Genomic DNA, 24763 nt, shown 5'->3' on the forward strand with positions numbered 1-24763 from the left:
CATGGCTGAGACGACCACCGTCGGGAAGATCTTCGAGCGGTTGCTCGGCCCGAGCGCCGAAGTGTCCATCACCGCCTACGACGGCAGCACGAGCGGCCCGGCGGACGCGCCGGTGTCGATCCAGGTGCGGTCGCCGCTGGCGCTGACGTACCTGATGTCGTCCCCTGGCGACCTCGGGCTCGCCCGTGCCTACGTCGCCGGCGCGCTCGACGTGGACGGCGATCTCTACTCGGCGTTGCGCGCGCTCGTCGCCCAGGTCGATCAGCTCAGCGCCGCGGACCGGTTGTGGCTGCTGCGCGAACTCGGGCCGAGGCATCTGCGCCGCGTCGCCCCGCCCGCCGAAGAACTGCCGAGCCGCGCCAAGCGCGTCTTCGACGGGCTACGGCACTCGAAAGCGCGCGACAGCAACGCGATCTCGAACCACTACGACGTCTCGAACCGGTTCTACGAACTGGTGCTCGGCCCGTCGATGGCCTACACCTGTGCCGCGTATCCGTCCGAAGGCGCATCGCTGGAAGAGGCGCAGGCGCATAAATTCGACCTGGTGTGCCGGAAACTCGGGCTCCGGCCCGGCATGCGGCTGCTGGACGTCGGCTGCGGCTGGGGCGGGATGGTCGAGCACGCCGTCCAGAACTACGGCGTCGAGGCGCTGGGCGTCACCCTTTCGCGCGAACAGGCGCAATGGGCGCAGAAGGACATCGTGACCAAGGGGCTCGCGGACCGCGCCGAGGTGCGGCACCTCGACTATCGGGACGTCACCGAAACGGGCTTCGACGCGGTCTCGTCGATCGGGCTCACCGAGCACATCGGCGCGCGCAACCTGCCGTCATACTTCCGTTTCCTCGCAGGGAAACTGAAGCCGCACGGGCGACTGCTGAACCACTGCATCACCAACCCGGACACCTCCGTCCCGCACCGGTCACGCGGGTTCATCGACCGGTACGTCTTCCCCGACGGCGAACTGGAATCCGTCGGCGAGATCGCCACCGCGATGCACGACAGCGGGCTGGAGGTGCGGCATTCGGAGAACCTCCGCGAGCATTACGCCACCACCCTCGGCGCCTGGTGCGCCAACCTCGACGCGAACTGGGACGAGGCCGTCGCCGAAGCGGGAGCCGGCCGGAGCCGCGTCTGGGCGCTGTACATGGCCGCGTGCCGCCTCGCCTTCGAACGCCGGGAAATCGAACTGCACCAGGTGCTCGGGGTGAAGGTCGGGCCGGACGGCGACGCGGGTATGCCGCTGCGGCCGGACTGGGGCGTTTAGAGGACTCAATGCCGGAAGGCTTCGGCGAGCCACCACGAGCCGCCGTCGTCGGCGATCTTGGCATCGACGACGAGCGGCGCGTCCCGTGGGCCGTCGAGCCAGTCCTTGACGGCGGCGAGATCCTCGACCGACCGCACGGTGACCCCGGCGCAGCCGAAACCGCGTCCGATCGCCGCGATGTCGGTGTCGGGGAACCGGACCGTCGTCATGTCCGCCGTGCCGAAATGGTGGATCTCGGCGCCGTACGCCGCGTCGTTGTAGACGATGACGACGAGCGGGATCCTAAGTCGTACGGCGGTTTCCAGTTCGGAGAGGGCCATGTGGAACCCGCCGTCGCCGACCCCGAGCACCGGTAGGCGTTCCGGCCGGGCCAGCGCCGCGCCGATCGCCGTCCCGAGGCCCAGTCCGATGCTTTGGAACGCCTGGGTGAAGCAGAAGCCGTTCTCGTCGGGGACGGACAGATACGCGCTCGGGTAGCCCATGAAGTTGCCGGAGTCGATCGAGACCACCCGTTCGGCGGGCAGGATCTCGTCGAGACGGCGGCTGAGCATGCGCGGATCGATCCTCCCGCCGCCGGATAGGTCGTTATACGGGACGTCGTTCCATCGGGTGGTTTCAGGAGCTTCGCGGCTCCTGTGGTGGCCACGCCTCACGAGTTCGGCGTGCACGTCCGCGGCCGTACTGGCGACGTCGCCGACGACGCCCAGGTCGATCGGCCGGTGCGCGCCGAGCGCCGCCTGGTCGACGTCGACCTGGACCCGCCGGGCGGCCGGACCGAGCAGCGTGCCGTGCCGGGTGGTCCACATGTTCAGCGCGCACCCCCAGCCGATCACGAGGTCGGCGTCCCTGATGAGATCCGCCGCTCGCGGCGACGAAAAGCCGCCCGAGATCCCGATCGAAAAGGGATCGTCGTGGAAGAGGCCGTGCGCCACCGCCGAAGTCGCCAGCAGCGCGCCGGAGACCTCCGCGAGTTCTCTGAGAGGTGTGGCGCTCCCCCGTGCGCCGCGGCCGGCGATGAACACCGGCCGCCGCGCTTCGACGAGGAGATCGGCCAGTTTCGCGATCGCGTCGGCACTCGGACGGATCGACGCCGGACCGGGGATTTCCGGCACCGTGACCGCTTCGGGCGCTTCCTGCGCTTGGACGTCGAGTGGAAGGTTGAGCAGGACGGTCCGTCGCTGCTGCACCGCCGTCCGATAGGCACGGACGGTGTCGGCGACCGCGGTCCGCGCGCCGTGCACACGTTCGGACCCCGCGCCGACGGCGGCCGCGAGCGCGTCCTGGTCGACCCGGAAGTTCGACAGCACCGCGGACGCCGCGGTATCCCCAGCCAGGACGATCATCGGGGTCCGGCTCTTGGCCGCCTCGGTGATACCGGTGAGCGCGTTGGTCAGCCCACAGCCCTGATGGAGACTCAGTACTGAGACTTCGCCGCTCATCCGGGCGAACGCGTCGGCCATACTCGCCGCGCCGCCCTCGTGCCGCGCGGCGACGAAACGCACCCCACCCGCCCGCAATCCGTTGGTCGCGTCGAAATTGCCGCTGCCCACCACCCCGAACGCCGCACCGACACCGAGTTCCGCGAGCGTACGGCCGACCAGCTCGGCGACGTTCATACCCGCTCGACCAGCGCGTAGACCCTGGCGGGACTGCCGGAACCGCCGACGATCGGGAGCGGGCTGACGACCAGCAGCGAGCCGGTGGCAGGCAGACTCGCCAAGTTCCGCAACTGGGTCAAGCCGTGTTTTCCGGCGCCCAGAAGGAGTTCGTGGCACGGGAAGGCCGGTTCGAGTGCGAGAGCCTGCCCCGCGTCGGTGCCAACGGTCTCCACCCCGAACCCGGTGATCGGCGCCTCCTCCGCGAGCCAGCGGGCGCACTCCCCCGAAACGCCCGGCGTGTGCGGACCGTTCTCGTCGTTGTTGAGGAAGGCTTCCTGATCGTGTGAGCGAGCGTCCCAGCCCGTGCGATAGAGCAGCCAGCCGCCATCGGGCAGTGGCCCGTTCACCCGCTCCCACTCACGGATGTCTTCTATGGACAGCAGGTAATCCGGGTCTTCGGCCGCGCGGGCCGACGCGTCGAGCACCACCGCCGGGGCGACCAGCGTGCGCAACGGCACCTCGGAGACGTCGTGGCCGTCCTTTCCCGACACCCAATGCACGGGGACGTCGAGGTGGGTCCCGGTGTGCTCGCCGGTGTGGATGTTGTTCCAGTACCAGCGCGGGCCGCGTTCGTCGTACCGGCTGATCTCCTCCAGGCCGAACGGGATCGTGTTCGCGAACGGCTCCGGCAGCTGGAGGATCGGGGTGCTCGCGCTCAGCGGGGCGGTGAGGTCGACGACCTCGATCGCGCCCGTGGTGATGGCGGAGTTCAGCTGGGCCAACAACGACATGCGTGCCTCCCGGGAGTGACTGCGGCGTCTCGGCCACCTTAGGCGGATTTCGGGTTTGATGGTTGGCTGGGACGTCGCCGATACGCTGAGGAGGAGATCGATGGTCGAGGTGGCACTGCGGTCGGTCGAGGACCGCGACCTGGACACCTTGTACGAGTTGATGCGTGACCCCGAATCGGTCAGGATGGCCGCGTTCGTCGCGAGGGACCCCGACGATCGCGAAACGTTCGACCGCCACATGGTGAAATTGAGGACTTCTCCGGACCTCATCGTGCGTGCGGTGACCGGTGATGGCCGCTTCCTCGGCACCATCGGCAGGTTCTTCGTGGAAGGCGACGCTGAAATCACCTACTGGATCGACCGTGCCGTTTGGGGGCAAGGAATCGCCAGCCGAGCCCTCGCTCTGTTCCTGGAGATGGTCGAGGTCCGGCCTTTGTACGCCCGCGCCGCCAGCGACAATCTCGGGTCGCTTCGGGTGCTGGAGAAGGCGGGCTTCAGTGTTGTTGGGACCGAAGTCGCCTACGCGGCCGCCCGGGGTGGGGAGATCGAGGAAACCGTTCTGCGCCTTGACCTTTGACTTGAGTGAGGGCGGAGAGCGTGTTGCGAAAGCCACTTTCGCAACGTTGAAGGTTGCGAAAGTGGCTTTCGCAACGCGTCTCACGAACACTACTTGAATCCGATTTCGATAAAAGTTCTCACATTCGCACATTTGTTCGATGTACGGTATTCTTGTGGGGTGTCCGGACAACGTATCCTCGAGCCGCCGCGGGAGTTGTGGCGTGCCGGTGCGCGGGAGCTGGCGCATGGTGTGGTGGAGCGGTTGTCGGTGGCACGGCAGGCGTTGGCGGAGGTCGGGCAGTTCCTGGTCGAGATCGAGTCCCGCGGCCCGATGGAACTGTTCGGGCACGGTTCGACCGCGGGTTGGTTCGCTGAGACCGCGCGGGTCAGTCCGAACGAGGCCCGTGACACCGTGGCCCGTGCGTTGGCGGTGAACGAGAGCCGGAACCTCGACGGCACCCCCGCCCCGGCGTTCGCGCCGATCGCCGGAGCCGCGGCGGCGGAGGGCGACTTGGGGCATCAGCAGCTGGATCCGATCCTCGCGGTGCTGAAGAAGATCCCGGCCGACGCCTCGGCCGATGACCGGACCGGCGCCGAACAGATCCTGGTCACCTTGGCCCGCCACGCCGGGCCGCAGGAGATCGCCAACGTCGGCGCCGACCTCTTGGCCCATCTCGACCCCGACGGGAACGAACCCAAGGACGAGGACCTGAAACCACCCTCACGCGAGGTGCACCTGCACAAGCGTGACGATGGATGGTGGCGGCTCAACGGCCTCCTCGACCCGGAATTCGGGGCCCGCGCCAACGCTCTGTTCGAAACCTGGGGACAGCGAAGACCCGTCGACGAGGACGGCAACCGCGACCCGCGCACCCCAGGCGAACGCAACGGGGACGCGTTGTTCGACGCGATCCACTACGCGATGACCAACGACAAAGCCCCCACCCTCTCCGGAGACCGCACCACCATCGTGGTCACCATCCCGCTGGACACTCTGACCTCGGGGCTGGGGGCGGCCTGCGTGGACGGGGTCGCGCAGATCACCGCCCGGCACGCCCGCATGCTGGCCTGCGACGCCAAAATCATCCCCGCCATCCTCGGCAGCGAAAGCGAACCCCTCGACATCGGACGTGCCGCCCGCAGTGTCACCCCCGCCCAACGCCGGGCCTTGAACCTGCGCGACCACGGATGCGCGTTCCCTGGCTGCCGGCGAAGACCGAAACACTGCGAAGCCCACCACATACTCCCGTGGGGACAGCTCGGCGACACCGACCTCAACAATCTCTGCCTGTTGTGCCGCTACCACCACATGGTCATCCACGGCCAATCCGGCTGGACAGTCCACATCACCAACGGACGACCCGAATTCATCCCACCGCAATACTTGGACCCGCTCCAAACACCCCGCCACAACCACCGCTGAACCCGAGGAAGCCCGCCGACCAACTTGGCGACGGGCCCCTCGGCATGCGCTCGTTCAGTTGAACCAGGTTCCGAACATCGAACTCTGCGACCGGCCCTCCAGCCGCTTCCCGAGATCGACGGCCTGCGCCTCGGTGAGCAGACAGATGTAGTCGGTGACAGCCCTGGCACACCGAGCCTCCTTGTTGCCCTTGAAGGTCCCCTTCGCCTCGTCGTCACGCTTGATGTCGCGGTAGATCACACGAAGGTGGATCGGGATCTTCGGACTGTTCGGCGATTTGACCAGACAGGTGAACAATCGATCGAAGAGCGAACCGATTATCCTTTTCTGGCCTTCCTGCTGAATGGCCAACGGAGGCCTGTCGATCACGTAGAACCACGTGAGCTCCTTCAGCGCGGCGACCCGATACTGGCTGTCTTGGTCGACCTCCACAAAGGGTGGTCGATCGATGAGCCGGACAGCCTTCACGAGACTGGTGAGATGCTTGCTGGTGATCATGTTCATCTGAACTCGGTTCTCACGGGTATCCCAGCACTGCGACTTGAGGTTTTCGCCGAACTCGTCGACGATCACGTCGATCTGCTCCCGAAAGCGGTATTCGTTGAAGCCGACGTCCTCCTTCAGCCGGCGGCAGCCATGCTTGAGGATGCGCTTCTTGTCGATCGCGAGATTGTGCAAGGGGATCAGCCCTGCCCGGAAGTAGTCCTCGAGGTCATGGGGCGCGTAGCTGATGTCGTCGGCCCAGTCCATGAGGATCGCGTTCGCGGACCTCAACTCACCAAGACTGGAATCCCTCACCCACGCGAAGTCCTTCCATTCGGTCTGGTATGCGCCCCATTTCTCACCAAAGCCACGATTGGTCCACGAAGTCGTGGGCTTGGCCGAATCGCGTGGTTTGAGACGCGGATACTTGAGGACCGCGTTCAGCGTCGCCCGGGTCAGGTTGAGTCCTATGTGTTCCTCCTTCCGTCGGGCGAGTTTCGTCACCACACGGAAGGACTGGGCGTTACCTTCGAAACCTTCCAGGCCTGCGACCTGCCTGAGGCGCTGATCGAGGACCTCCTCCGCGATGTGCCCGAACGGTGGATGGCCGATGTCGTGCACGAGTCCTGCCGTCTCGACGACATCCTCGTTCAGATCCGCCCCCTTCGGAAAACCCACGTCCCGCGATCTATAGCGCAGGTGCTGCACAAGTCTTCGCCCCATCTGGGCGACCTTCAGACTGTGCGTGAGCCGGTTGTGCAGCACCAGCTGCTCGTTGACCGCGGCGACCTGCGCCACTCCGGCCAGCCTCCGGAACGCGGACGAGTACAGCACTCGGTCCCGATCTCGCTGATATGCGTCGCGATATGTCCGCCGCTTTTCCACTGTGTGGCGCCGGGCCTCACCGAACGTCCCCTCCGACATGGTCGCCTCCTCGTCGTGACTCAAAGAGCTTCGAAAAGAAGGCGGCCGACACCACAACACCGTTAACGACTCAAGCGAAAACCCGGGCCATCGGTATTCGTTCGCGACCGAACCGCAACCCCGATCAGTCCACCATCACCAAATCCAGTCCCCGCACCCGTTCCCGGTCCGCGATAACGTCGATCTCGCTGATCTTCCCGTCCACGAAAGCGAACGCGAGCACCACCGAAGGCCGTCCTTCGTCGGCCATCACGAGCCCGACGCCGCCGTTCACCAGCGCGAGCTGAGTGACCGCCGCCCGCACCGAAGCGGCCGCCGCGCCGCGAGCCACCACGTTGGCGCCGCGCAGGAAGATCGGCTCGCGCGAGGGGCCTGCAGCCTTGTCCGCGCGGAGGACGACGTCGGGGTGCAGGAGTTCGAGGAGCGCGGCGAAGTCTCCGCCGCGGGCCGCGGTCAGGTAGGCGTCGACGACCTGGCGTCGTCGCGCGAGGTCCGGTTCCGCGGCGATGGGGCGGCCTTGGACCCGGCGCCGGGCTCGGCTCGCGAGTTGCCTCGCGGCGGCCGGGGTGCGGTCGATCAGCGGGGCGATCTCGTCGAACGGGACCGCGAACATGTCGTGCAGGACGAACGCGAGCCGTTCGGCGGGGGCCAGCGTGTCCAGGACCACCAGCATCGCCAGCCCCACCGAGTCGGCGAGCTCCGCGTCGGCGGCGGGATCGACCGAGGAGTCGGCGGGCTCCGAGAACGCGGCGTCGAGCGATTCCTCCCGCCGGTGGTCGCGCGAGCGCAACACGTTCAGGCACACCCGCGCCACCACCGTGGTCAGCCAGCCGCCGAGGTTCTCGATCTCCGCCGCGTCGACACGGTTCAGCCGCAGCCACGTGTCCTGGACGGCGTCTTCGGCCTCACTGGCCGAGCCCAGCATCCGGTAGGCCACCGCCCGCAGCCTGGTCCGGTGTTCCTCGAAGCGTTCCGTCAGCCGATCCACCGTTCACATCTAACAGCCACCGAGATCGTCGGTGAACCGCACACCCGAAGACCGGTACGACGCGGCCCGGTCGGCGGCGGCCTGCGGCGTCAGCACCTCGTTCTTCGCGTAGTAGACCCAGTCCACCTGTTCGAGGTAGGTGCTCGTCCCGCCGCTGTGCTGCGTGAGATCGATGAACCACTGGTTCACGTTGAGCGACATGTTCTGCCGCGGGTACACGTCGAACGGCCCGCTGCGGTCGTGATCGGCCACCAGGGCGCCGTCGATGTAGTACCGCACATGGCCGTCGGACACCGTCGCGACGACAGAGCGCCATCCGTCGATACTGCGATGCTGGCTGTCGCTCTTGTTCTCGGCGTACCAAGGGTCCGGCGTGTAGGTGTGCCAGCTGGTCTGGAAGTTCACCGGCCCCGCCTCGCCCCATCCGCCGTTGGGCAGGTACTCCGAGAAGTCCAGCTCGCTGTAGATCGGGTCGTTGTCGTAGCGGAGCGGGCTGATCGTGAAGAACGTCTGGTTGATCCGGTCGCCGTCGGGGCCGGACGCCGGCGCGTCGGAGAAGCGGATCCGCGCCGCGTAGGTCCCTTCGAAGAAGCGGCGATCGGGCTGCATGATCTCGGTCTGCGTCGTCCCCGCGGGCGTGCCGTCGGTGGTGGAGGCGAGTTGCAGCACCTTGTCCCCGTCCGACGTCGGGAACGTGATGCCCTCGGGCGCCCAGCGCGCGCCGCCGACACCGGGGCCGCCCGCACCGGAACGTACCTGCCAGCCGTGCTCGGCAAGGAGACCGTCGGTATGCGAGCCGTAGTGGAAGTCGTCGAACAGCGCGCCGCAACCGGCCGCTCCCGAAGCGGCGCCCGGCGCCAGACCCAGTGCGGCGACCGACAACGCCGCGACGGTGGCGGCGCGGAACTTCCCTGAAGTCGACATCTCGTCTCCTTTACCACTGGTCAGTTTCTTTCCACCGTCACCCGGTGAAGTGGTAAAGTCAATAGGTCTAGACAACTTGTCCACCAGCCAATTCTCCGTGACCACTGGGTAGGCTGTGGTCATGCGGCGAACAGAGGTCAAGGATCGGCTACGCCAGCTCATCGAGCGGCGGCAGCCGGGAGAGGTCCTGCCTTCGGAACGCGCGCTGAGCACCGAGATCGGCGTTTCGCGCCCCACCCTGCGGGCCGCGATCGACGAACTGGAACGCGACGGTCTCGTGGTCCGCGAGCACGGCCGCGGCACGTTCACCGCGCCGCGCAAGATCTCCCAGGACCTCATGCCCGCCACCGGCGGCGAGCAGTTCGCCCCGCCCGCCGAGGGCCACTGGACGAGCCGCGTGATCGACTTCGCCACCACACCCGCCGGCGCCCGCCTCGGCAAACGGCTCGAGGTCTCCCCCGGCCACACACTGGTGGCCGTCACCCGCGTCCGCGTCGTCGAAGAAGCACCGATGGCGATCGAGCGGATCCTGGTCCCGCGCGATCTCGTGCCCGACATCACGGCCGCGGGTTTCGAATCCGGCTCGTTCTACGAACTGCTCCGCACGCGGTACGAGGTCGTGCCCGCGACGGCCGTGCAGATCATCGAGCCGACCGTCACCGACCCCGACGAGTCCGGCCTGCTCGGCGTCCCGCAGCACTCCCCCGCGCTGCTGTTCGAACGCACCACCCGCGACGACGGCGGCCGTGTGATCGAGTACACCCGCTCGATCTACCGGGGCGACCGCTACCGGATCACCTCGCACCTGACGTTCGACCACACCTCGGGCTGACTCCGGCGTGCCGGGGCGGTCGCGGCCGGAGTCCATGTAAGACTCCCGGGCGATGTACACCCCGTCCGATCTCGCCGACCTGCTCGAATGCGAGCACCGCAGCCTCCTCAACCAGGCGCTGGCCGCCGGCCTGCCGGGCGCGCCGCGGCCGGGTTCCGGGCCGGATCAGCTCGCGGTCACGCACGGGCGCGCGCACGAGGCCGCGACGCTGGACAAGCTGCGCGGCGAGCGGAGCGCAGTCGTCGAGATCGACGAACGAGACCCGGTCGTCGCCGCGAAGGCCACCGAGGAAGCGCTTCGGGCCGGTGCTCCGGTGATCTACCAGGCGGTCTTCCACGACGGCGAGTTCTCCGGCCGGGCCGACTTCCTGATGCGAGACGACGAAGGCCGCTACGAGGTCTACGACACGAAGCTGGCCAGGCACGCGAAGCCCGCCGCGGTCGTCCAGCTGACCGCGTACGCCGACGCCCTGCGCCGGGCGGGCTGGCCCGCCGGTCCGCGAATGCACCTGCTGCTCGGCGATCACAGCACGCGTTCGTTCCGGGTCGACGACTTCCTCCCGCTGGTGGACCGGCTCCGCGCCCGGCTGCGAAACCGGCAGCCGACCCTGCCCGTCCAGCTCTGGGCCGACGAGCGGCCCGCGTGCGGCGGCTGCTCCTACGCCGCGCACTGCGCGAGCGCCCGCGAGGCCGACCGTGACCTTTCGCTGGTCGCGGGGATGCGCGGCGATCAGCGGCGCAAACTCGTCGCCGCCGGACTCGGCACCATCGACGCGCTCGCGGCCGCCGCGCCGGAAGACCGTCCGCGCGACATCTCGACGACGTCGTTCACCACGCTGCGCGCCCAGGCCGCGATCCAGGTCCGGCAAGACGAAACCGGGCAGATCGCCTACGAGGTCATCGATCCGGACGCGCTGGCCGAACTGCCGCCGCCCGCACCCGGTGACGTCTTCTTCGACATGGAAGGCGACCCGTACGCGCTGGCGGGCGAAGGACTGGAATACCTCTTCGGCGCCGTGACAGCCGACGACGGCACGAAGTTCACCCCGTTCTGGGCGCACAACCGGTCTCAGGAGAAGCGGGCCTTCGAAGAGTTCGTCGACTTCGCCACCGCGCGGCTCGCCGAGCATCCCGGCTCGCACGTCTACCACTACGCGCCGTACGAGGTCACCGCGATCAAACGGCTCGCCGCCGTGCACGGAACCCGTGAGGACGCCGTCGACCAGCTGCTGCGCAGCGGCGGCCTGGTCGACCTGTATTCCGTGGTGCGCAAGGCACTCCGGGTTTCGCAGCGGTCGTATTCGATCAAGTACCTCGAACCGCTCTACATGCCCGAGGCGCGCGACGGCGACGTCAAGACGGCGGTGTCGAGCATCGAGGCCTACGAGGAGTACCTGACGCTCACCGCCTCCGGCGAGACCGAGCACGCGGACGAGGTGCTGCGCGGGATCAGCGACTACAACGAATACGACTGCGTCTCCACGCTGCGGTTGTTCGAGTTCCTCCACAAGATCCGCGTGGACGAAGGGATCGCGCTCGCCGAGCCGCCCGAAGAGTCCGATGTGGACGCTCTGCTCCGCCAGACCGAGGAGGACGTCGCCGCCCAGAAGCGCGCCGAACGCGCTGCGCAGCTGGCCGCGCTGGTCGATCCGCTGCTGGACGGGCTGCCCGACGATCCGGCCGAGTTCACCGGCGAGGACCGCGCCCGCGCGCTGCTGGCCGCGTCGGTCGGCTATCACCGCCGCGAGACGAATCCGGCGTGGTGGGAGTACTTCCGCCAGCTGGCCGCCCCGCTCGGCGATCTGGAGACCGACAACGCCTGCACCGTCCCGATCTCGTTGGAGGCCGGGGAATGGGTGCCACCGTCGGGCCGGGTCCGCAAGGCGAAGCGTTCGCTCGTGCTCCGCTGCGACCCGGACCGCCCGCATCCCTTCGCCCCCGGCGACGACGTCCGCCTGCGGTACGGCGCGGCCGCGCGCGACGCCAAGGTCGTCTCGGCCACCGCCGTCGAACTGACCCTCGAAGAAGGTTGCCCGCCGGACGAGACCACCGCCGACCGGCCGGTCGCGGTGCTGCCCGGGAGCCCGGTCCGCCCTTCCCCCAAGGACGACGCCGTCGCGGACCTCGCCCGTCTGGTCGTCGACCGGCTGCCGACGCTGCCCGCGCATCCCGGCGTCGATCTGCTCCGGCGCACGACACCCCGGCTTCGCGACGACAAGACCCTGCCCGAACCCGGGACCGACCTGGTGAACACGGTTATCGAGGCCGTCGAAGCGCTCGATGGCTCCACGCTCGCCGTCCAAGGCCCGCCGGGTGCGGGGAAGACCTATCTGGCCGGCAGGCTGATCGCGAAACTCGTGCGCGCGGGCAAGACGATCGCCGTCACCTCGACCAGTCACAAGGCCGTGGAGAACGTGCTGTCCGCCGCGCTGAAGAACGCGCCGGACCTGCCGTGCGCGAAACGCGCCAAACGCACCCCGGATCCGGCCGCGCCGTGGGAGCAGCCGAAGACCAATCCCGCGCTGGTGAAATGGCGCGAGGAGCACGACACCGGCCATCTGGTCGGCGGGACAGCCTGGACGTTCGCGAACGCCGCGATCCGGGAAGAGCCCTTCGACCTGCTGATCATCGACGAGGCGGGCCAGTTCGCCCTCGCCGACGCGCTCGCGGTGTCGATGTGCGCCAAGAATCTCCTGCTGCTGGGCGATCCGCAGCAACTGCCGCAGGTCGTGCAGGGCACGCACCCCGCCGGTGCCGAGGCGTCCGCGCTCGGGCATCTGATCGGCGAGGCGGACATCATCCCGGCCGAACTCGGGTACTTCCTCGACGAGACCCGGCGGATGCATCCGGCCGTCTGCGCGCCGGTGTCACGGCTGTCCTACGCGGGCCGCCTGCACTCGCATCCTTCGGCCGCCGAGCGCGCGATCGACGGCGTCGAAGCGGGCCTGTACCTCGCCGAGGTCGACCACCACGGCAACACGACCCGGTCGGTCGAGGAGGCCGAGGCGGTCACCGCCCTCGTCGCCGAACTCCACGGCCGTGCCTGGACCGATCACGGCGAGCCCCGGCCGCTCGGCGACGAGGACATCCTGGTCGTGGCGCCGTACAACCTGCAGGCCAGGGTCGTCGCCCGCGCGCTGGACGAGGCCGGGCATCCCGGTGTGCGGGTGGGCACGGTGGACCGGTTCCAAGGCCAGGAGGCGCCGGTGGTGATCACCACGATGACCTCGTCCTCGGCGGTCGATCTGCCGCGCGGCCTGGACTTCCTGCTCTCCCGGAACCGGCTCAACGTGGCGCTCTCGCGGGCGCAGGCGCTCGCGATCGTGGTCTGCTCGCCGCGACTGGTCGAGGCCGACATCCGCACGGTCGACCAGATGCGGCTGGTTTCGGGCATGCTCGGGTTGATGACCGAAGCCGTGCCGTGGCACGCAGGACGGAGTGGACGATGACCGAGAAGGACCCGGACAAGGAAATCCTCGACGCCGAGATCGTCGACGAGTCCCCGACAGCCCCTGCCGAGGTCCCGGAGCCGGATTACAGCGAGGGCGGCGTGCCCTCGTTCGATCACGTGCGGGACCGGATCGAGCAGCGGTACACGACCTCGCTGGGCTCGACCGAGCTCGCCGGCCTCGGCGGCAAGGAAGACGTCGCTTCGCTGGACAAGAAGATCGCCGACCGCGACAAGGCCGCGAAGGACAAGCTGGCCGAGATCCGCCGCGCGATGCGGGAGCAGTGAGCTAACCCCAGTGCGGTGAACCGGCTTTCACCGCGATGGCCCGCGCCTTCCGGTAGTGCCCGGCGGCGGCTTCCGGCAGGTCGAGTGCTGTGGCCAGGTCACCGAGATACCACGCGACCGGGCGGAGGGTGAGCATCCCGCTCCCGGCACCGGCGATCTCGCCCTCGGCGGGCAGAAGCTCGGCGTACAGGCGTTCCATCGCCGCCCGGTCGCCGAGTTCGATCGCGACCACGGCGTGGAGACACGTGCGGGCCTCGAACAGCAGATCCCGGGGCGAGTCCGGGATCGGGAGTGCCGGGCGGCACCAGCTTTCGTAGGCGCCGTAGCTCTCTTCCAGCGCTTGTGGTGGCAGACCGCGCTGAAGCCGGTCGCAGAACAGGGCGAGCGCGAGGATTCCGTTGTCCACTCCGGACATGGCCGTTCCGGCGAGCCCCGCCGCCGCGGCACGATAGGCGGCCGCCCCGCCGGGGCCGGTCATCGCGGTCCGCATCGCGCGGTACCACCGGGTGAACACGCCCACGAGCGGCAGGCCGTACTTCTCGCCGAGTTCGTCGGCCGACACGGCGTGCCGGTCCGCGGCGGCGAAATCCGCGAGCGCGCACTTCGCCTGCAGAAGCACGAGATGCCCGAGCACCTCGAACGTCACCAGCCCGTGCCGCGAGGCGAGGTCGACCAGTTCGGCGCCGATCGCCGCCCGCTCGGGAGCGAGCCCCGCGCGGTCGAAGGATTGCAGGAACCGGGCGTTGAGCGCGAACGCGAGCAGCGCCGGGTCTTCGAGCCCCCGGGCGAGCGTCTCGGCTTCCCTGGCCGCGTCGCGAGCCCGCCGTCCGCCCGCGTTGCGCAGTTCGACGGCGAGCGTGGCCAGCAGGCGGCACCGCTCGGCCCGCCGTTCCCCCGGTAGCGCGGCGAGAGTCCGCTCGACGGCGCCCGCGATCCGGGACGCGAGCTCCCTGTCGTCGCTTTCGGTCCAGATGGCGGGGACGTCGAAGGCGCCGATCACCCGCGCGGTCAGCAGCGGATCGTCCAGCTTTTCCGCCAGTTCCAGCGCTTCGGCCCGATGCCGCCGCGACCGGCCGAGGCCGCCGGCGACGGCCGACGCACGGGCCATGCCCATGATCAGCTCCAGCCGCCTCTCCGGGTCGGAGCCGCCGGATCGGTCGTACGCGGTGAGCGCTGCTTCCCAGAGCCGAGCCGCTTCCGTTGGCGCGAAACGACTTTCGGCTCGTTCCGCGGCTGCCCGCGCGTAGCGTGCGGCCCGGTCGCCATGCTCCTCCGACAGCAGGAAATGGTGCGCCAGCGCGTCGACGTCGTCCGGGCGAAGTCGTTCCAGCGCCTCGGCGATCCCACCGTGCTCGCGGGCCCGTCGCGAACGCGAGAGGTCGTGATAGAGCGTGTCCCGCACGAGCGCGTGCGCGAACCGGAACCGGTTCGGCGCCCGCTCGGTCAGGATCCCTTGCCTGGCCGCGACTTCCACCGCGTCGAGCGCGGTTTCCCCCACCAGGGCCTCGAGTACGTCCAGATCGACATCCGTACCGAGCACCGCCGCGCGCCGCACCACACCGCGGACCTCGTCCGGTAACGCGTCCACCCGGTGCCGGACGACGTCGCGGACTCCGGGCGGCACCGCGGCCAAGGCGGCAGGCCCTTCGGCGGCCAGCAGGCGGGCGAGTTCGCGGACGAAGAAGGCGTTCCCGCCACTGCGCCGATGGATCACCTCGGCGGTCTCCGGCTCGATCTCCTCCCCGGTCGTGGCGCTGACCAGCGCGGCGATCTCGGTCTCGGGCAGCCCGCCGAGATAGATCCGCGCCGGCTCGTGGCGTGCGGCCCGGCCGAGGAAGTCCGTCAACCGCGCGGGCGGGTCGGTGCCGCGATAGGTCGCGACGATCAGCACCGGCTCGCTCAGCACCGAGGCCAGCAGCGCCAACGTCTCCTCGCCCGCCCAGTGCAGGTCGTCGAGGACGAGCAGCAACGGTGTCATGCCGGAGAGGTAGGCGGCGACCGCCCGGTGCCATCGCCAGCGCGCGGCCAGGGGATCCTCGATCGCCGGGTCCGCGGCCGGTGGCGCGCCGTACCCGGCCTCGGCGAGGGTCGCGAGGATCCGGCTCCAGGCGTAGGCGGGCGGCGCGCCCTCGTCGTCGGGGTTGCTTCCCCAGGCCGTGGTCCAGCCGCGCGCGGCGAGACGGGCGGAGAACGCCTCGGCGAGCGCGGTCTTCCCCACCCCCGCCTCGCCCGACACGAGCACCAGTCGCGACTCCGCCGCTGCTTCTTCGAGCCTCGCCAATTCCGCGTCCCGCCCGATCAGCGGCCGCTCGGAGGTCTCGGGCACGGACTGCTCCAGCCGGGCCGCTTGCGCGAGGATGTCGGCTTCCAAGTCTCGCAGGCCGGCGCCGGGATCGATGCCGAGTTCGTCGGCGAGCCGTTCACGCGTGGTGCGCAACACCGCCAGGGCGTCCCCTTGCCGTCCGGAGCGGTAGAGCGCCAGTGCCAGCAGCCGGGAACCGTTCTCCCGCAAGGGATACTCGCGCACCCGTGGTTCCAGCTCGGGGACCACTTCGGCGGCGCGCCCGAGCGCAAGCAGGGCCTCTGCACGAAGTTCGCCCGCCAGCAACCGGAGTTCGGTCAGCCGGGAGACCTCACCGATCGCCCAGCCTTCCTCGGCGAACTCGGCATACGCGGGGCCGCGCCACAGCGCGAGCGCGGTGTCTACTTGAGACAGTGCCGCGTCCGCCCGGCGGGCGTCGAGGAGCTCACGGGCCGTGGCGACGGCGGCCTCGAAGTCCCACGCGTCGACGGAATCGGCGCGCAGGGCGTAGCCGCGGGCGACCGTGACGAGCAGCCGCGCGGGCTCACGGGGCGCGCGATCCGGTTCCAGCGCGCGGCGCAGGGCACCGACGAAGGTCTGCACCGCGCCGACCGCGCCCTCGGGCGGTCGTTCCCACAGGTCGTCGACCAGGCGTTCCACCGGCACCACGCGGCCGCGGGCGATCAGAAGCCTGGCCAGCACCGCGCGGTGTCGCGGCCCCTTGAGCCCGACCTCGCCGCGCGCGTCCTCGGCCACGAGCGGGCCGAGCACCCCGAACCGCATCGTCACCTCCTTCACCGACGGTGATCATCGTGCCCCGGCCGCTCGGTCGTCGCTGACCGGGTGCTGATTCGGGCCGGGAACGCTGGCGGTCGTCACGGAACGACCAGGAAGGTACCCATGCGCATCACCGGATTCGACTACCAGCGTGTGCCCGTCGCGGACGGCGTGGCACTGGACGTCGCCGTCGCCGGGACGGGCAGCCCGATCGTGCTGCTGCACGGCTTCCCCCAGACCCACCTCATGTGGCGGCACGTCGCGGCGGATCTGGCGGCCGACCACACAGTCCTCTGCCCTGACCTGCGAGGATACGGCGAAAGCGACAAGCCCGCCGACACCGGCGAGACCTACTCGAAGCGGTCGATGGCGGCCGACGTCGTCGCCGTCGCGAAGGCCTTCGGCCACGACCGGTTCGCCCTCGCGGGGCACGACCGGGGCGCGCTGGTGGCCCTGCGGGCCGGGCTCGACCACGCGGACAAGGTGAGCCACCTCGCGATCCTCGACGTGCTGCCGACGCTGGACATGTGGGACGTGCTGCACGGCGCCGGCGCCGCGGTCGGCTTCCACCTCTATCTGATGGCGCAGCCGCCCGGACTGCCGGAACAGCTGATCGCGGGCGCGCCGGACGCGTTCTTCGGTCACTTCCTCGACGCGTGGACGCGCGACGGCGACGCGATCCCCGCCGACGTGCGTGCCGCGTACCTGGAGGCGTCACGGAACGCGGTGCCCTCCATCGTCGCCGACTACCGCGCGTCGGCGGGCATCGACGTCGCGCACGACGAGGCGGACCGCGCGGCCGGCAACCGGCTCACGATGCCGCTCACCGTGCTTCAGCAGGACTGGGGCGCCGTGCTTGGGTACGACGCCGTCGCGCTTTGGCAGGCGTGGGCGACGGACCTGGACCACCGGACGGTCACGTCGGGTCACTTCATGGCCGAGGAGTCGCCCGCGGAGGTGGCGAAGGCGCTTCGAGACCTGCTCACGCGTTAGAAGGCGCTGGTCAAGTGAGCGGCGGTGGCACCGAACTCACGTGATCGAAGGCGTGACTCGCGTGATCGGGGGCGGAACACCCGAGTGCGGCCTCCAATCACGCGAGTCACGTCCCTGATCACGCGAGTCACGCCTCCCCTCACGCCGCGCCCTGCGTTCCCGGTCCGTGAAGCGAGCCGAACGGCGCAATCCGTGCCCCCGCTCGCGCCAATCCGACAACCCCTCAGGTTTAGCCCGCGACCTGAGGGGTATCGGGAGGCGGCACACCGAACGAGGGGCCCGACATGACACCCACCGTCAAACGCGCGCACACCGCCGCACGCGATCTCCTATCGCTCACCAGATCGGGTGAAGCCGACCGGCTCGCCACCGCACTGGTGTCCATCGCCTCCTCCACCCGGCGAGGACCGGCGCTCAACGACGTCGTCGGACGACTGGTCGACACGTTCTCCTTGGCGGCCAAGGATCGCCGCCGTTCGCTGCGGATCGGCGAACCGTTCACGCTGCGCCTGCGTGATCACGCGGGCATGACGGTCCGGCCCGACCGCCTCGAGCCGGGAGTGGCGGCGATCGTCCGCGCCATCGCCGCCAGTGTCCGCGACGACCGGGACACCTGCGCCGACCAGATCGGGCAAGCCTGCGAGAACGCGGATCTCGATCAGCGGATCCGGGTGCTCGCGCACTGCGTGGTCTGGACGGCGGATCTGCTCAGCACCGACACGACGGCCTATCCCCCGGTGCTGTCCTGTCTCAAGGTATCGCCAGGTAACAGTCCATAGTAGACATTGCGCGGTTCGGATGACTTCCGGCCCGTCGTATGGACATCCCCTGCACGGAACGGCAAGCTGGACAACCGCGCACGAAGTCCCGGCCCCCGATGACGGGCGCACCTTGGCGGCCAGTTCCCCCGAACCAGGAGTGCAGACTTGGACGAGGTAGCGCCCTCGACGGTACCCGCGGACTCCCGTGCCGCCGACACGGCGGGACGGCTGCCCAACCCGGACAGCAGATTGGTCCGGGCGGCCGTGGCCGGTGACCCGGACGCGCTCCGGGAGCTGACCCGTTTCCTTTCCCCGCACGTGTTCCGCTACTGCGCGAGCAGGCTCGGGACCGCCGGAACGGGGGCCTGCGACGCGCAGGACTGCGCGCAGGAGGTGTTGCAGGCGATGCTGATCGCCTTGCCCCGCTACCGGTACCGCCCGGACCGGTTCCTCGCGTTCGTCCTCGGGATCGCCGGGCACAAGGTGGCCGACCTGCACCGGCGCCGCTCCCGCGAACCGGTCGCCTGCGTGCCGGAGATCGGCGACGGGCTGACGGCGTGGGCACGCCGCGATCCGGACGAGATCGAACGGCTGGAGCACCGGTTGCAGGCCGGGGTCCTGCTGGCGCGATTGCCGATGCCGCACCGGCAGGTGCTCGCGCTGCGGTTCGTGTTCGGGCTTTCGGCCGAGGAGACGGCGGAACGGCTCGGCCTGCCGAGCGCGGGGGCGGTCCGCGCGGCCCAGTTCCGGGCGCTCGCCCGGCTCCGGGTCCTGCTCACCGAGCGGAACGCCCGATACGCGAGCGATGTCCCGATCATCGGGCAAATCCCCGAACCGGAGCTCGTCCCGGTATAGAACAGTCCACTGAGGACGATCGTTTTCTTGTACGGCGCTTGTACGACGTTCCTCCATCCTGGCCCCCTATTCGGGGAAACCACTGGAGGACACAGATGAAGATCCGATCGAGGATCGCCAGAGGCGCCGTGGGCACCATCGCGCTGGCCGGGGCGATCATGCTCGGCGGCGCGGGCGAGGCGCTCGCGGCGACGGGCACGGTGAACACCGACTCCGGGGTGGCGGTGACCGTGCGGTCGAGCCCGAGCACGAGCGCGAGTTCGGTCGGCACCGTCGCGAGCGGCACCGCCGTCACGATCGACTGCCAGACGAACGGCACGACGGTGACCGGGAAGTACGGCACCACCGACATCTGGGACTACGTGCCGTCGAAGGGCGGCTACATCAGCGACGCCTACGTCTACACCGGTTCGGACGGCCGGGTCGCCCCGGACTGCGCCGGCAGCACCCTGTCCTGCTCCACCGCGGGCACCGGCAACCCGAGGACCTGCGCCGAAGCCGTCGCGTGGGCGAAGGCGCACGTGCACACGAACAACGACCCGAACTACTACCGCTGGTGCGACCGGATCAACTCGTGGGCCTACGGCTGGACCGCGAGCGGTTCGGAAACGGCCTACGTGCACTGGACCCAGATCCCGGGTTCGTACAAGCACCCCGGCGACACCCAGGTCCCCGCGGGCGGGCTCGCGTTCTTCAGCAACGGCGGCACGGGACACACCATGATCTCGATCGGCGGCGGCAAGTTCCTGTCGAACGACATCCACGGCCCCGGCAGCTTCACCGAGACCACCATCTCGGAGATCAAGAACGCCTGGAACTACACCTATCTCGGCTGGTCGCAGCCGTGGTTCAAGATCAACCACTGAGCGCGCGAGTGGCCTCGAAACGCTGCCGGACGAAGGGGTCCTCGTCCGGCAGCGTTTCCTCCGCCCGCCAGGAGAAGCTCGTGGCGGTCAGCTCGGAGAAGATCCACCGGCGCCGGACGCCGTCGGTGTCCGCCTCGATCTCGAAGCCGTCCTCCGTCGGCTTGCCGCGGAACGGGATCACCCAGCCGTTGCCGGGGCCGAGCCAGGTCGACCGGAACGCGTCGATCTTCTCGTCGTAGAAGCGCAGGCTCATCCCCCACTCCCCGTCCACGCCGCCGGTCCTGCTCGCCCGCGCGGGACTGATCCACACGTCGGCCAGCGCCCGGCCGTCGAGCGCCCAGCCGAAATGCCATTCCCCGTCGACTGTCCGGACACTTCCGTCCTCGGCGTGGTTGTGCACCACCAGGTCCCAGCTGCCGATCAGCGGCTCGAACACGCTCAGCCGTGCGGCGAGTTCGGGGCGTGGTCCGGCGGCGGTGAACACGGCGGCGATCTGTTCGGCGACGTCCATGCGGCCAGAATGGACACTTTGACAGTATGCTGTCAACCATGAGCGAGCTCGTCCACGACTACCGGCTGCTGATCGCCGACGTATACGAGCTGGCGGGAGTGAGCCGCCGGATCAGCGAACGGGAGGCCGCCGGGCAGGGCACGACCGTCGCCCGCTGGCATGTGCTGAGCACGGTGTCCGAAGAACCACTGGCCGTCCCCGCCATCGCGCGACGGCTCGGCCAGGTCCGCCAAGCCGTCCAGCGCGTCGTGGACGACCTCACCGAAGCCGGCGAACTGTGCGCGCGACCCAATCCCGCCCATCGCCGCTCCCCCTTGTACGCCATCACCCCCGAGGGCGAGCGACTGCTGAAGCGGCTCTGGGACGCGAGCGAAACCCTGCGCGGGGACGTGCTCGACGACAGCGGTGTCACCCTCGACGACCTGCGGCGAGCCCGCGAAACCCTGCGCAGGTTGTCAACCGCGCTCAGCCCGTGAAACCGCCCTTTCGTCGCATCGTGATAAAAAGCGGCCGCTCCATCGGGTTAGAGTTGACGGATGGGCACCGAAGCTCTCGCTACTCCCGCACCCCGGGAGCAGCGTGTGCTCATGCAGGCGATGCTCACCCGGCTGCCCGAGTTCAGTGACCGCCTCGCCCAGCTGCTCAGCGACGAGGACGAGTTCTACCACCAGGTGGACAGCACCGCGCCGGACGAATTGCGCAAGGTCTGCCGGGCGAATCTCGAGCGGGCACTGACGGCGCTCGTCGAGGGGCGGGGGCTGCCGCTCGACGCGGCCCGCAAGACCGGGCTGGCCCAGGCCAGGCAGGGTATCCCGCTACCGTCCGTGCTCCGCGCGTTCCGGATCGGCGGGATCTTCGTCTACGAGCGCCTGCTGGAACTGGCAGGCCCCGGCTTCATCAACCCGGCGCGCACGGTGGAGATCAACTCCAACGTGTGGAAGACCATCGACCTCTACTCCGACGCGCTGACCACCGCGTACAGCGAGGTCGCCGCCGAACTCTCCCAGGAGAAGCTCGCCCTGCTCGACGGTCTTCTGCAGGGCCGGTTCGCCACCCAGCCGGAGCTCGAGAACGCCGCGAAGGAGCTCGACCTCCCGGCCGCGGGCACGTTCGTCGCCGTCGTGACCGAAGCCGTCGAGCCGGAGGAGCGGCCCGGCGTCGAGGCACTGCTGCGGGCACGGCGCTGGAAGTCGGCCTGGCGGCCGGGCGCCGAGGTCGGGCTCGTGGTGATCGACCGCGTCGAGGACGTACGGCGGCTGCGCGACCTGCTGGGCACCCTGCCGCTGGCGGCGGGGATGAGCAGGCCGTTCAACGGATTCCTCGAAGTACCGGACGCCGTCCACCGGGCCCGGATCGCCCGCCGCTCGCTGGCCACCGGTGCCGCCGGTGTCGCCGTGTTCGGCGACTCCCCGGTCACCACGCTGGTCGCGAGCGCGCCGGAGATGTCGCGGGACGTGCTGCGTTCGGTGCTGACCGGGCTGCTCGTGCTGCCCAAGCCCGAACGGCAGGTCCTGCTCGACACGCTGATCGCGTGGTTCGCCGGGCACGGTTCGGCCAAGGAGGCCGCGGACCGGCTGATCGTCCACCCGAACACGGTCCGCTATCGGCTGCGGCGGGTGCAGGAACTGACGCGGCGCGACCTGTCCGACCCGGTCGACGTCGGCGAACTCTACGTCGCGCTGGAAGCGGTCCGGCTGACGGACTCTTAGACCGTTCTTTCCGGCGCCATGTCGGCGTCGATGATCCTCGCGAGGTCGAGCAGCGTGTGCCCGAGACCGGGCCTCGCGGTGAGCCGCACCGCGAGCGTCCGGCCACGCGAGGTCGTGGCGACCGGCAAGGTCACTTCGGGATTCGCGGATCTCGTCCACTGTGGACGGCGTCCGGCCGCGGACAGGACGATGTCGGGATGCGGCGACCGCCGCCCGGGACGCCACCGTGATCTCCTGGCGTCGAGATCGCGAATCACGTTGCCGTGCAACGAAAGCAGCGCGGCGACATCGGCGACGGCGTCGCGGAGCTCGACGTCGGTGATGGAATCCGAGTACGCGCCGATGTCCAGCGCGCGGCGATCGTTCGGGTCCTGCGGCACAGAGTTCCTTTCCACGCACCGGAAGTCGTCCGATGGTGGTCCCCATCACGTTGTTCCGGGGAACAAACATGTTTGGCTGACTGCGCCGAATGGCGGCGCCGGTACCACCTTCCGGTCGCACGGCGTGCCTGTGACCGTCGGTCACACCTTTGACGCCGACCGGCGCGCGGGCCAGTATCTGGCGACTGATTACCGATGGGTAATGTGGATGTTTCCGTGGTCTCACCAGGAGGACCGTTGCGTCGAGCGTTGAGCCTGATCTTCTTGGCCCTAGGGGTGTTCTCCGTCGCCAGCGCGGTGTTGCTGCCGACCTACGTGAAACCCGAACTCGCCAAGGTGCCGCTGAACCAGGAATCGACGTCGGTCCTCGAAGGCACCGCGTCGAAGGTGCTCGCGGTGAAGAAGGTGGGCGACAAGACCGTCACGGAGATCCGTGACGACGCCAAACTGAAGGCGACCGCCCACGTGGTGGCGAATTTCGCGCCGCCGGAGATGCAAGAGGGCACGGACGTCGCGGTGTGGCTGATGGCCGTGTCGGTCGTCGACACCAGCGACCAGACCGTCGTCAGCGCGAGCAAGCGCCAGGTCTGTTTCGACCGCCGAACCGCGGAAGGGTACGTGCCGCCGGGCGGCGACCAAGAGGCGAAGTGCTCGGCCAACAGCAGCTTCGTCACCAAACTCAAGGAGAAGGCCGAGAAGGAGAACGAAAAGCCCGAGGAGGTCCAGGAGTACAAGCCGCAGCCCGGCCTGAACTTCAAGTTCCCCTTCGACACCGAGCAGAAGGACTACCAGGTCTACGACGACAACACCGGCCGCGCCGTCCAGGCCCGGTTCAAGGGCGTCGACGAGATCAAGGGTGTCGAGGTCTACAAGTTCGTCCAGGAGATCCCCGACACGAAGATCTCGACGAAGAAGGTGCCGGGCTCGCTCATCGGGGCCACCGGTGATTCCGTCGAAGCCGGCCAGTTCTACCAGGGCACGATCACCAGCTGGATCGAGCCGGTGACGGGTATCCAGGTCAAGCAGGAACAGCAGTCGCACCAGGAACTGCGGTCGGCCGCCAACCCCACCCCCACGGTGGTCTTCGACGGCAAGCTGGAGTTCACCGACGCGACCGTCGACGCGATGGTCAAGCAGGTCGACGAGAACAAGGGCAAGCTGGACTTCATCGGGAGCACCGGGCCGATCGTGCTCGGCGTCGCCGGCGCGGCGTTCCTCGCCCTCGGGGTCTTCCTGCTGGCGAAGCGCCGCCCCACCCCCTCGCGCCACTAACGCTTGCGCAGCACCATCACCAGATTCCACGACGCGATCTCCCGGACTCCCGGGACATGCGCGATCCACTGGGCCCAGGAGGGGTGGTAGCGCGGGTAGACCTCCTGGAGATCGGCGAGCGGCGCGGCCTTCCCCCACCGGATGGCCGCGCCCGCCGAAAAGGCGAAAAGGCTCTCGCCGAATTTGTTCTTCGGCTCCTTTCCGTTCTTTTCGACATAACGCCGCCGGGCGTAGTGGCCACCGAGGAAATGCCAGGGTGCCGTCTCGTGCCCACCCCACGGCGAATACCACGGCGTGAACGAGGCGAAAACCGTTCCGCCAGGTTTGGTCACGCGGCACATCTCGGCCAGCATGACCTCGGGTTCGGAAACGTGTTCGAGGACGTTCGACGAATAGCAGACGTCGACAGAAGCGGTGCGCACCGGCAGTTTTGTCCCACTACCGCGCACCATGTTCTCCCCGGCCTCGCCTCGCGCCGTCAGCTCTCCGACGTCGGGATCTATGCCCAGGTAGGTGGCTCCGGCGGCACGGAACGCGTCGGAGAAATAGCCGGGACCGCCGCCGACGTCGACGATCGTTCGGCCGTTCAACGGAGTGTGCTGCGCCAATTGCCGGACCGAGTCCTCGGCGAGCACCGAGTAGAAACCGTCCGGATCCGTCTGTTCGGTGAGAAAAGCCCGGAACAACGTGACCGATCTGCGCAAGGTGGCGCGATGAGGCATCGTTGCTGGGGTCACCGACCGATTACCGACCATCGAACCATCGCTTTCCGAGAATGATTCATCTACCGTGTACGCACCGGTAACCTAGCATTGTC

General features: G+C 69.0%; 22 protein-coding genes. 13 read left to right on the plus strand and 9 right to left on the minus strand.

The window, feature by feature from the left end:
- The first annotated feature begins 1 nt into the window (after position 1).
- Positions 2–1264, plus strand: coding sequence for a class I SAM-dependent methyltransferase (locus tag AMK34_RS09315; RefSeq protein ID WP_073844338.1), 1263 nt, complete (start codon positions 2–4; stop codon positions 1262–1264).
- 5 nt (positions 1265–1269) lie between these two features.
- On the opposite strand, the gene AMK34_RS09320 is transcribed toward AMK34_RS09315, so the two are convergent.
- Positions 1270–2880 (minus strand): thiamine pyrophosphate-binding protein, encoded by a 1611-nt coding sequence (locus tag AMK34_RS09320; protein WP_073844340.1) that lies wholly within the window; start codon positions 2878–2880, stop codon positions 1270–1272.
- The gene (locus tag AMK34_RS09325; protein ID WP_038511724.1) at positions 2877–3653 is read right to left on the minus strand and encodes a cyclase family protein; all 777 of its coding nucleotides are present in this window, start codon (positions 3651–3653) and stop codon (positions 2877–2879) included. The genes AMK34_RS09320 and AMK34_RS09325 overlap by 4 nt, the downstream gene beginning before the upstream one ends.
- A gap of 100 nt (positions 3654–3753) precedes the next feature.
- Here AMK34_RS09325 and AMK34_RS09330 point away from each other — a divergent pair, with 100 nt between their 5' ends.
- Complete coding sequence (locus tag AMK34_RS09330; RefSeq protein WP_073844342.1) at positions 3754–4230, plus strand: GNAT family N-acetyltransferase; 477 nt, start codon at positions 3754–3756, stop codon at positions 4228–4230.
- Between the two features lie 159 nt (positions 4231–4389).
- Positions 4390–5634: an HNH endonuclease signature motif containing protein gene (locus AMK34_RS09335; RefSeq protein WP_073844344.1), complete on the plus strand. Its 1245-nt coding sequence runs from the start codon at positions 4390–4392 to the stop codon at positions 5632–5634.
- 54 nt (positions 5635–5688) lie between these two features.
- On the opposite strand, the gene AMK34_RS09340 is transcribed toward AMK34_RS09335, so the two are convergent.
- The 3 genes from AMK34_RS09340 to AMK34_RS09350 all read right to left on the minus strand — a co-directional run bounded on the left by AMK34_RS09340 (position 5689) and on the right by AMK34_RS09350 (position 8953).
- Entirely contained in the window at positions 5689–7041 is a 1353-nt protein-coding gene (locus AMK34_RS09340) for a deoxyguanosinetriphosphate triphosphohydrolase family protein (protein ID WP_073844346.1), read from the minus strand.
- 124 nt (positions 7042–7165) lie between these two features.
- Positions 7166–8029, minus strand: a complete 864-nt coding sequence (locus AMK34_RS09345; RefSeq protein WP_073844348.1) for a sigma-70 family RNA polymerase sigma factor — start codon at positions 8027–8029, stop codon at positions 7166–7168.
- A gap of 9 nt (positions 8030–8038) precedes the next feature.
- A complete protein-coding gene (locus AMK34_RS09350) occupies positions 8039–8953 on the minus strand; it encodes a glycoside hydrolase family 16 protein (protein ID WP_073844350.1) in 915 nt (304 codons plus the stop codon).
- Between the two features lie 121 nt (positions 8954–9074).
- Here AMK34_RS09350 and AMK34_RS09355 point away from each other — a divergent pair, with 121 nt between their 5' ends.
- Genes AMK34_RS09355 through AMK34_RS09365 form a run of 3 tightly spaced genes read left to right on the plus strand, consistent with a single transcriptional unit; the run spans position 9075 to position 13520 of the window.
- Positions 9075–9785 carry a GntR family transcriptional regulator gene (locus AMK34_RS09355; protein ID WP_073844352.1) on the plus strand — a complete coding sequence of 237 codons (711 nt, stop codon included), beginning with the start codon at positions 9075–9077 and terminating at the stop codon, positions 9783–9785.
- Between the two features lie 52 nt (positions 9786–9837).
- Positions 9838–13233, plus strand: coding sequence for a TM0106 family RecB-like putative nuclease (locus tag AMK34_RS09360; protein WP_073844354.1), 3396 nt, complete (start codon positions 9838–9840; stop codon positions 13231–13233).
- Positions 13230–13520, plus strand: a complete 291-nt coding sequence (locus AMK34_RS09365) for a hypothetical protein (RefSeq protein ID WP_073844356.1) — start codon at positions 13230–13232, stop codon at positions 13518–13520. The genes AMK34_RS09360 and AMK34_RS09365 overlap by 4 nt, the downstream gene beginning before the upstream one ends.
- A 1-nt stretch (position 13521) precedes the next feature.
- Here AMK34_RS09365 and AMK34_RS09370 read toward each other — a convergent pair whose 3' ends face one another.
- A complete protein-coding gene (locus AMK34_RS09370; RefSeq protein WP_073844720.1) occupies positions 13522–16605 on the minus strand; it encodes an AfsR/SARP family transcriptional regulator in 3084 nt (1027 codons plus the stop codon).
- A 117-nt stretch (positions 16606–16722) separates the two neighbouring features.
- Between AMK34_RS09370 and AMK34_RS09375 the strand changes: the two genes are divergently transcribed.
- The 4 genes from AMK34_RS09375 (at position 16723) to AMK34_RS09390 (ending at position 20074) form a co-directional block, all read left to right on the plus strand.
- Positions 16723–17592, plus strand: a complete 870-nt coding sequence (locus AMK34_RS09375) for an alpha/beta fold hydrolase (protein WP_073844357.1) — start codon at positions 16723–16725, stop codon at positions 17590–17592.
- A 284-nt stretch (positions 17593–17876) separates the two neighbouring features.
- On the plus strand, positions 17877–18371 hold the full coding sequence (locus tag AMK34_RS09380; protein ID WP_073844359.1) for a hypothetical protein: 495 nt from the start codon (positions 17877–17879) through the stop codon (positions 18369–18371).
- A gap of 147 nt (positions 18372–18518) precedes the next feature.
- Entirely contained in the window at positions 18519–19208 is a 690-nt protein-coding gene (locus tag AMK34_RS09385; protein WP_038511698.1) for a sigma-70 family RNA polymerase sigma factor, read from the plus strand.
- Positions 19209–19303: 95 nt separating this feature from the next.
- On the plus strand, positions 19304–20074 hold the full coding sequence (locus AMK34_RS09390; protein WP_037348265.1) for an SH3 domain-containing protein: 771 nt from the start codon (positions 19304–19306) through the stop codon (positions 20072–20074).
- Here AMK34_RS09390 and AMK34_RS09395 read toward each other — a convergent pair.
- Positions 20064–20585: a hypothetical protein gene (locus AMK34_RS09395; RefSeq protein ID WP_038511695.1), complete on the minus strand. Its 522-nt coding sequence runs from the start codon at positions 20583–20585 to the stop codon at positions 20064–20066. The genes AMK34_RS09390 and AMK34_RS09395 overlap by 11 nt on opposite strands.
- A 38-nt stretch (positions 20586–20623) precedes the next feature.
- Between AMK34_RS09395 and AMK34_RS09400 the strand changes: the two genes are divergently transcribed.
- Positions 20624–21061 (plus strand): MarR family winged helix-turn-helix transcriptional regulator, encoded by a 438-nt coding sequence (locus tag AMK34_RS09400; protein ID WP_083649796.1) that lies wholly within the window; start codon positions 20624–20626, stop codon positions 21059–21061.
- Positions 21062–21121: 60 nt separating this feature from the next.
- Positions 21122–22294 (plus strand): PucR family transcriptional regulator, encoded by a 1173-nt coding sequence (locus AMK34_RS09405; RefSeq protein WP_073844363.1) that lies wholly within the window; start codon positions 21122–21124, stop codon positions 22292–22294.
- Here the strand turns inward: AMK34_RS09405 and AMK34_RS09410 are convergent.
- Positions 22291–22674, minus strand: a complete 384-nt coding sequence (locus AMK34_RS09410) for a hypothetical protein (RefSeq protein ID WP_038511688.1) — start codon at positions 22672–22674, stop codon at positions 22291–22293. The genes AMK34_RS09405 and AMK34_RS09410 overlap by 4 nt on opposite strands.
- 237 nt (positions 22675–22911) lie before the next feature.
- On the opposite strand from AMK34_RS09410, the gene AMK34_RS09415 reads away from it, so the two are divergent.
- Positions 22912–23946, plus strand: a complete 1035-nt coding sequence (locus AMK34_RS09415; RefSeq protein ID WP_073844365.1) for a DUF3068 domain-containing protein — start codon at positions 22912–22914, stop codon at positions 23944–23946.
- Here AMK34_RS09415 and AMK34_RS09420 read toward each other — a convergent pair.
- The gene (locus AMK34_RS09420) at positions 23943–24668 is read right to left on the minus strand and encodes a class I SAM-dependent methyltransferase (protein ID WP_073844367.1); all 726 of its coding nucleotides are present in this window, start codon (positions 24666–24668) and stop codon (positions 23943–23945) included. The genes AMK34_RS09415 and AMK34_RS09420 overlap by 4 nt on opposite strands.
- Between the last annotated feature and the right edge of the window lie 95 nt (positions 24669–24763).

It is taken from the genome of Amycolatopsis sp. CB00013 (assembly GCF_001905755.1).
GTDB classification, from domain to species: Bacteria; Actinomycetota; Actinomycetes; order Mycobacteriales; family Pseudonocardiaceae; genus Amycolatopsis; species Amycolatopsis japonica.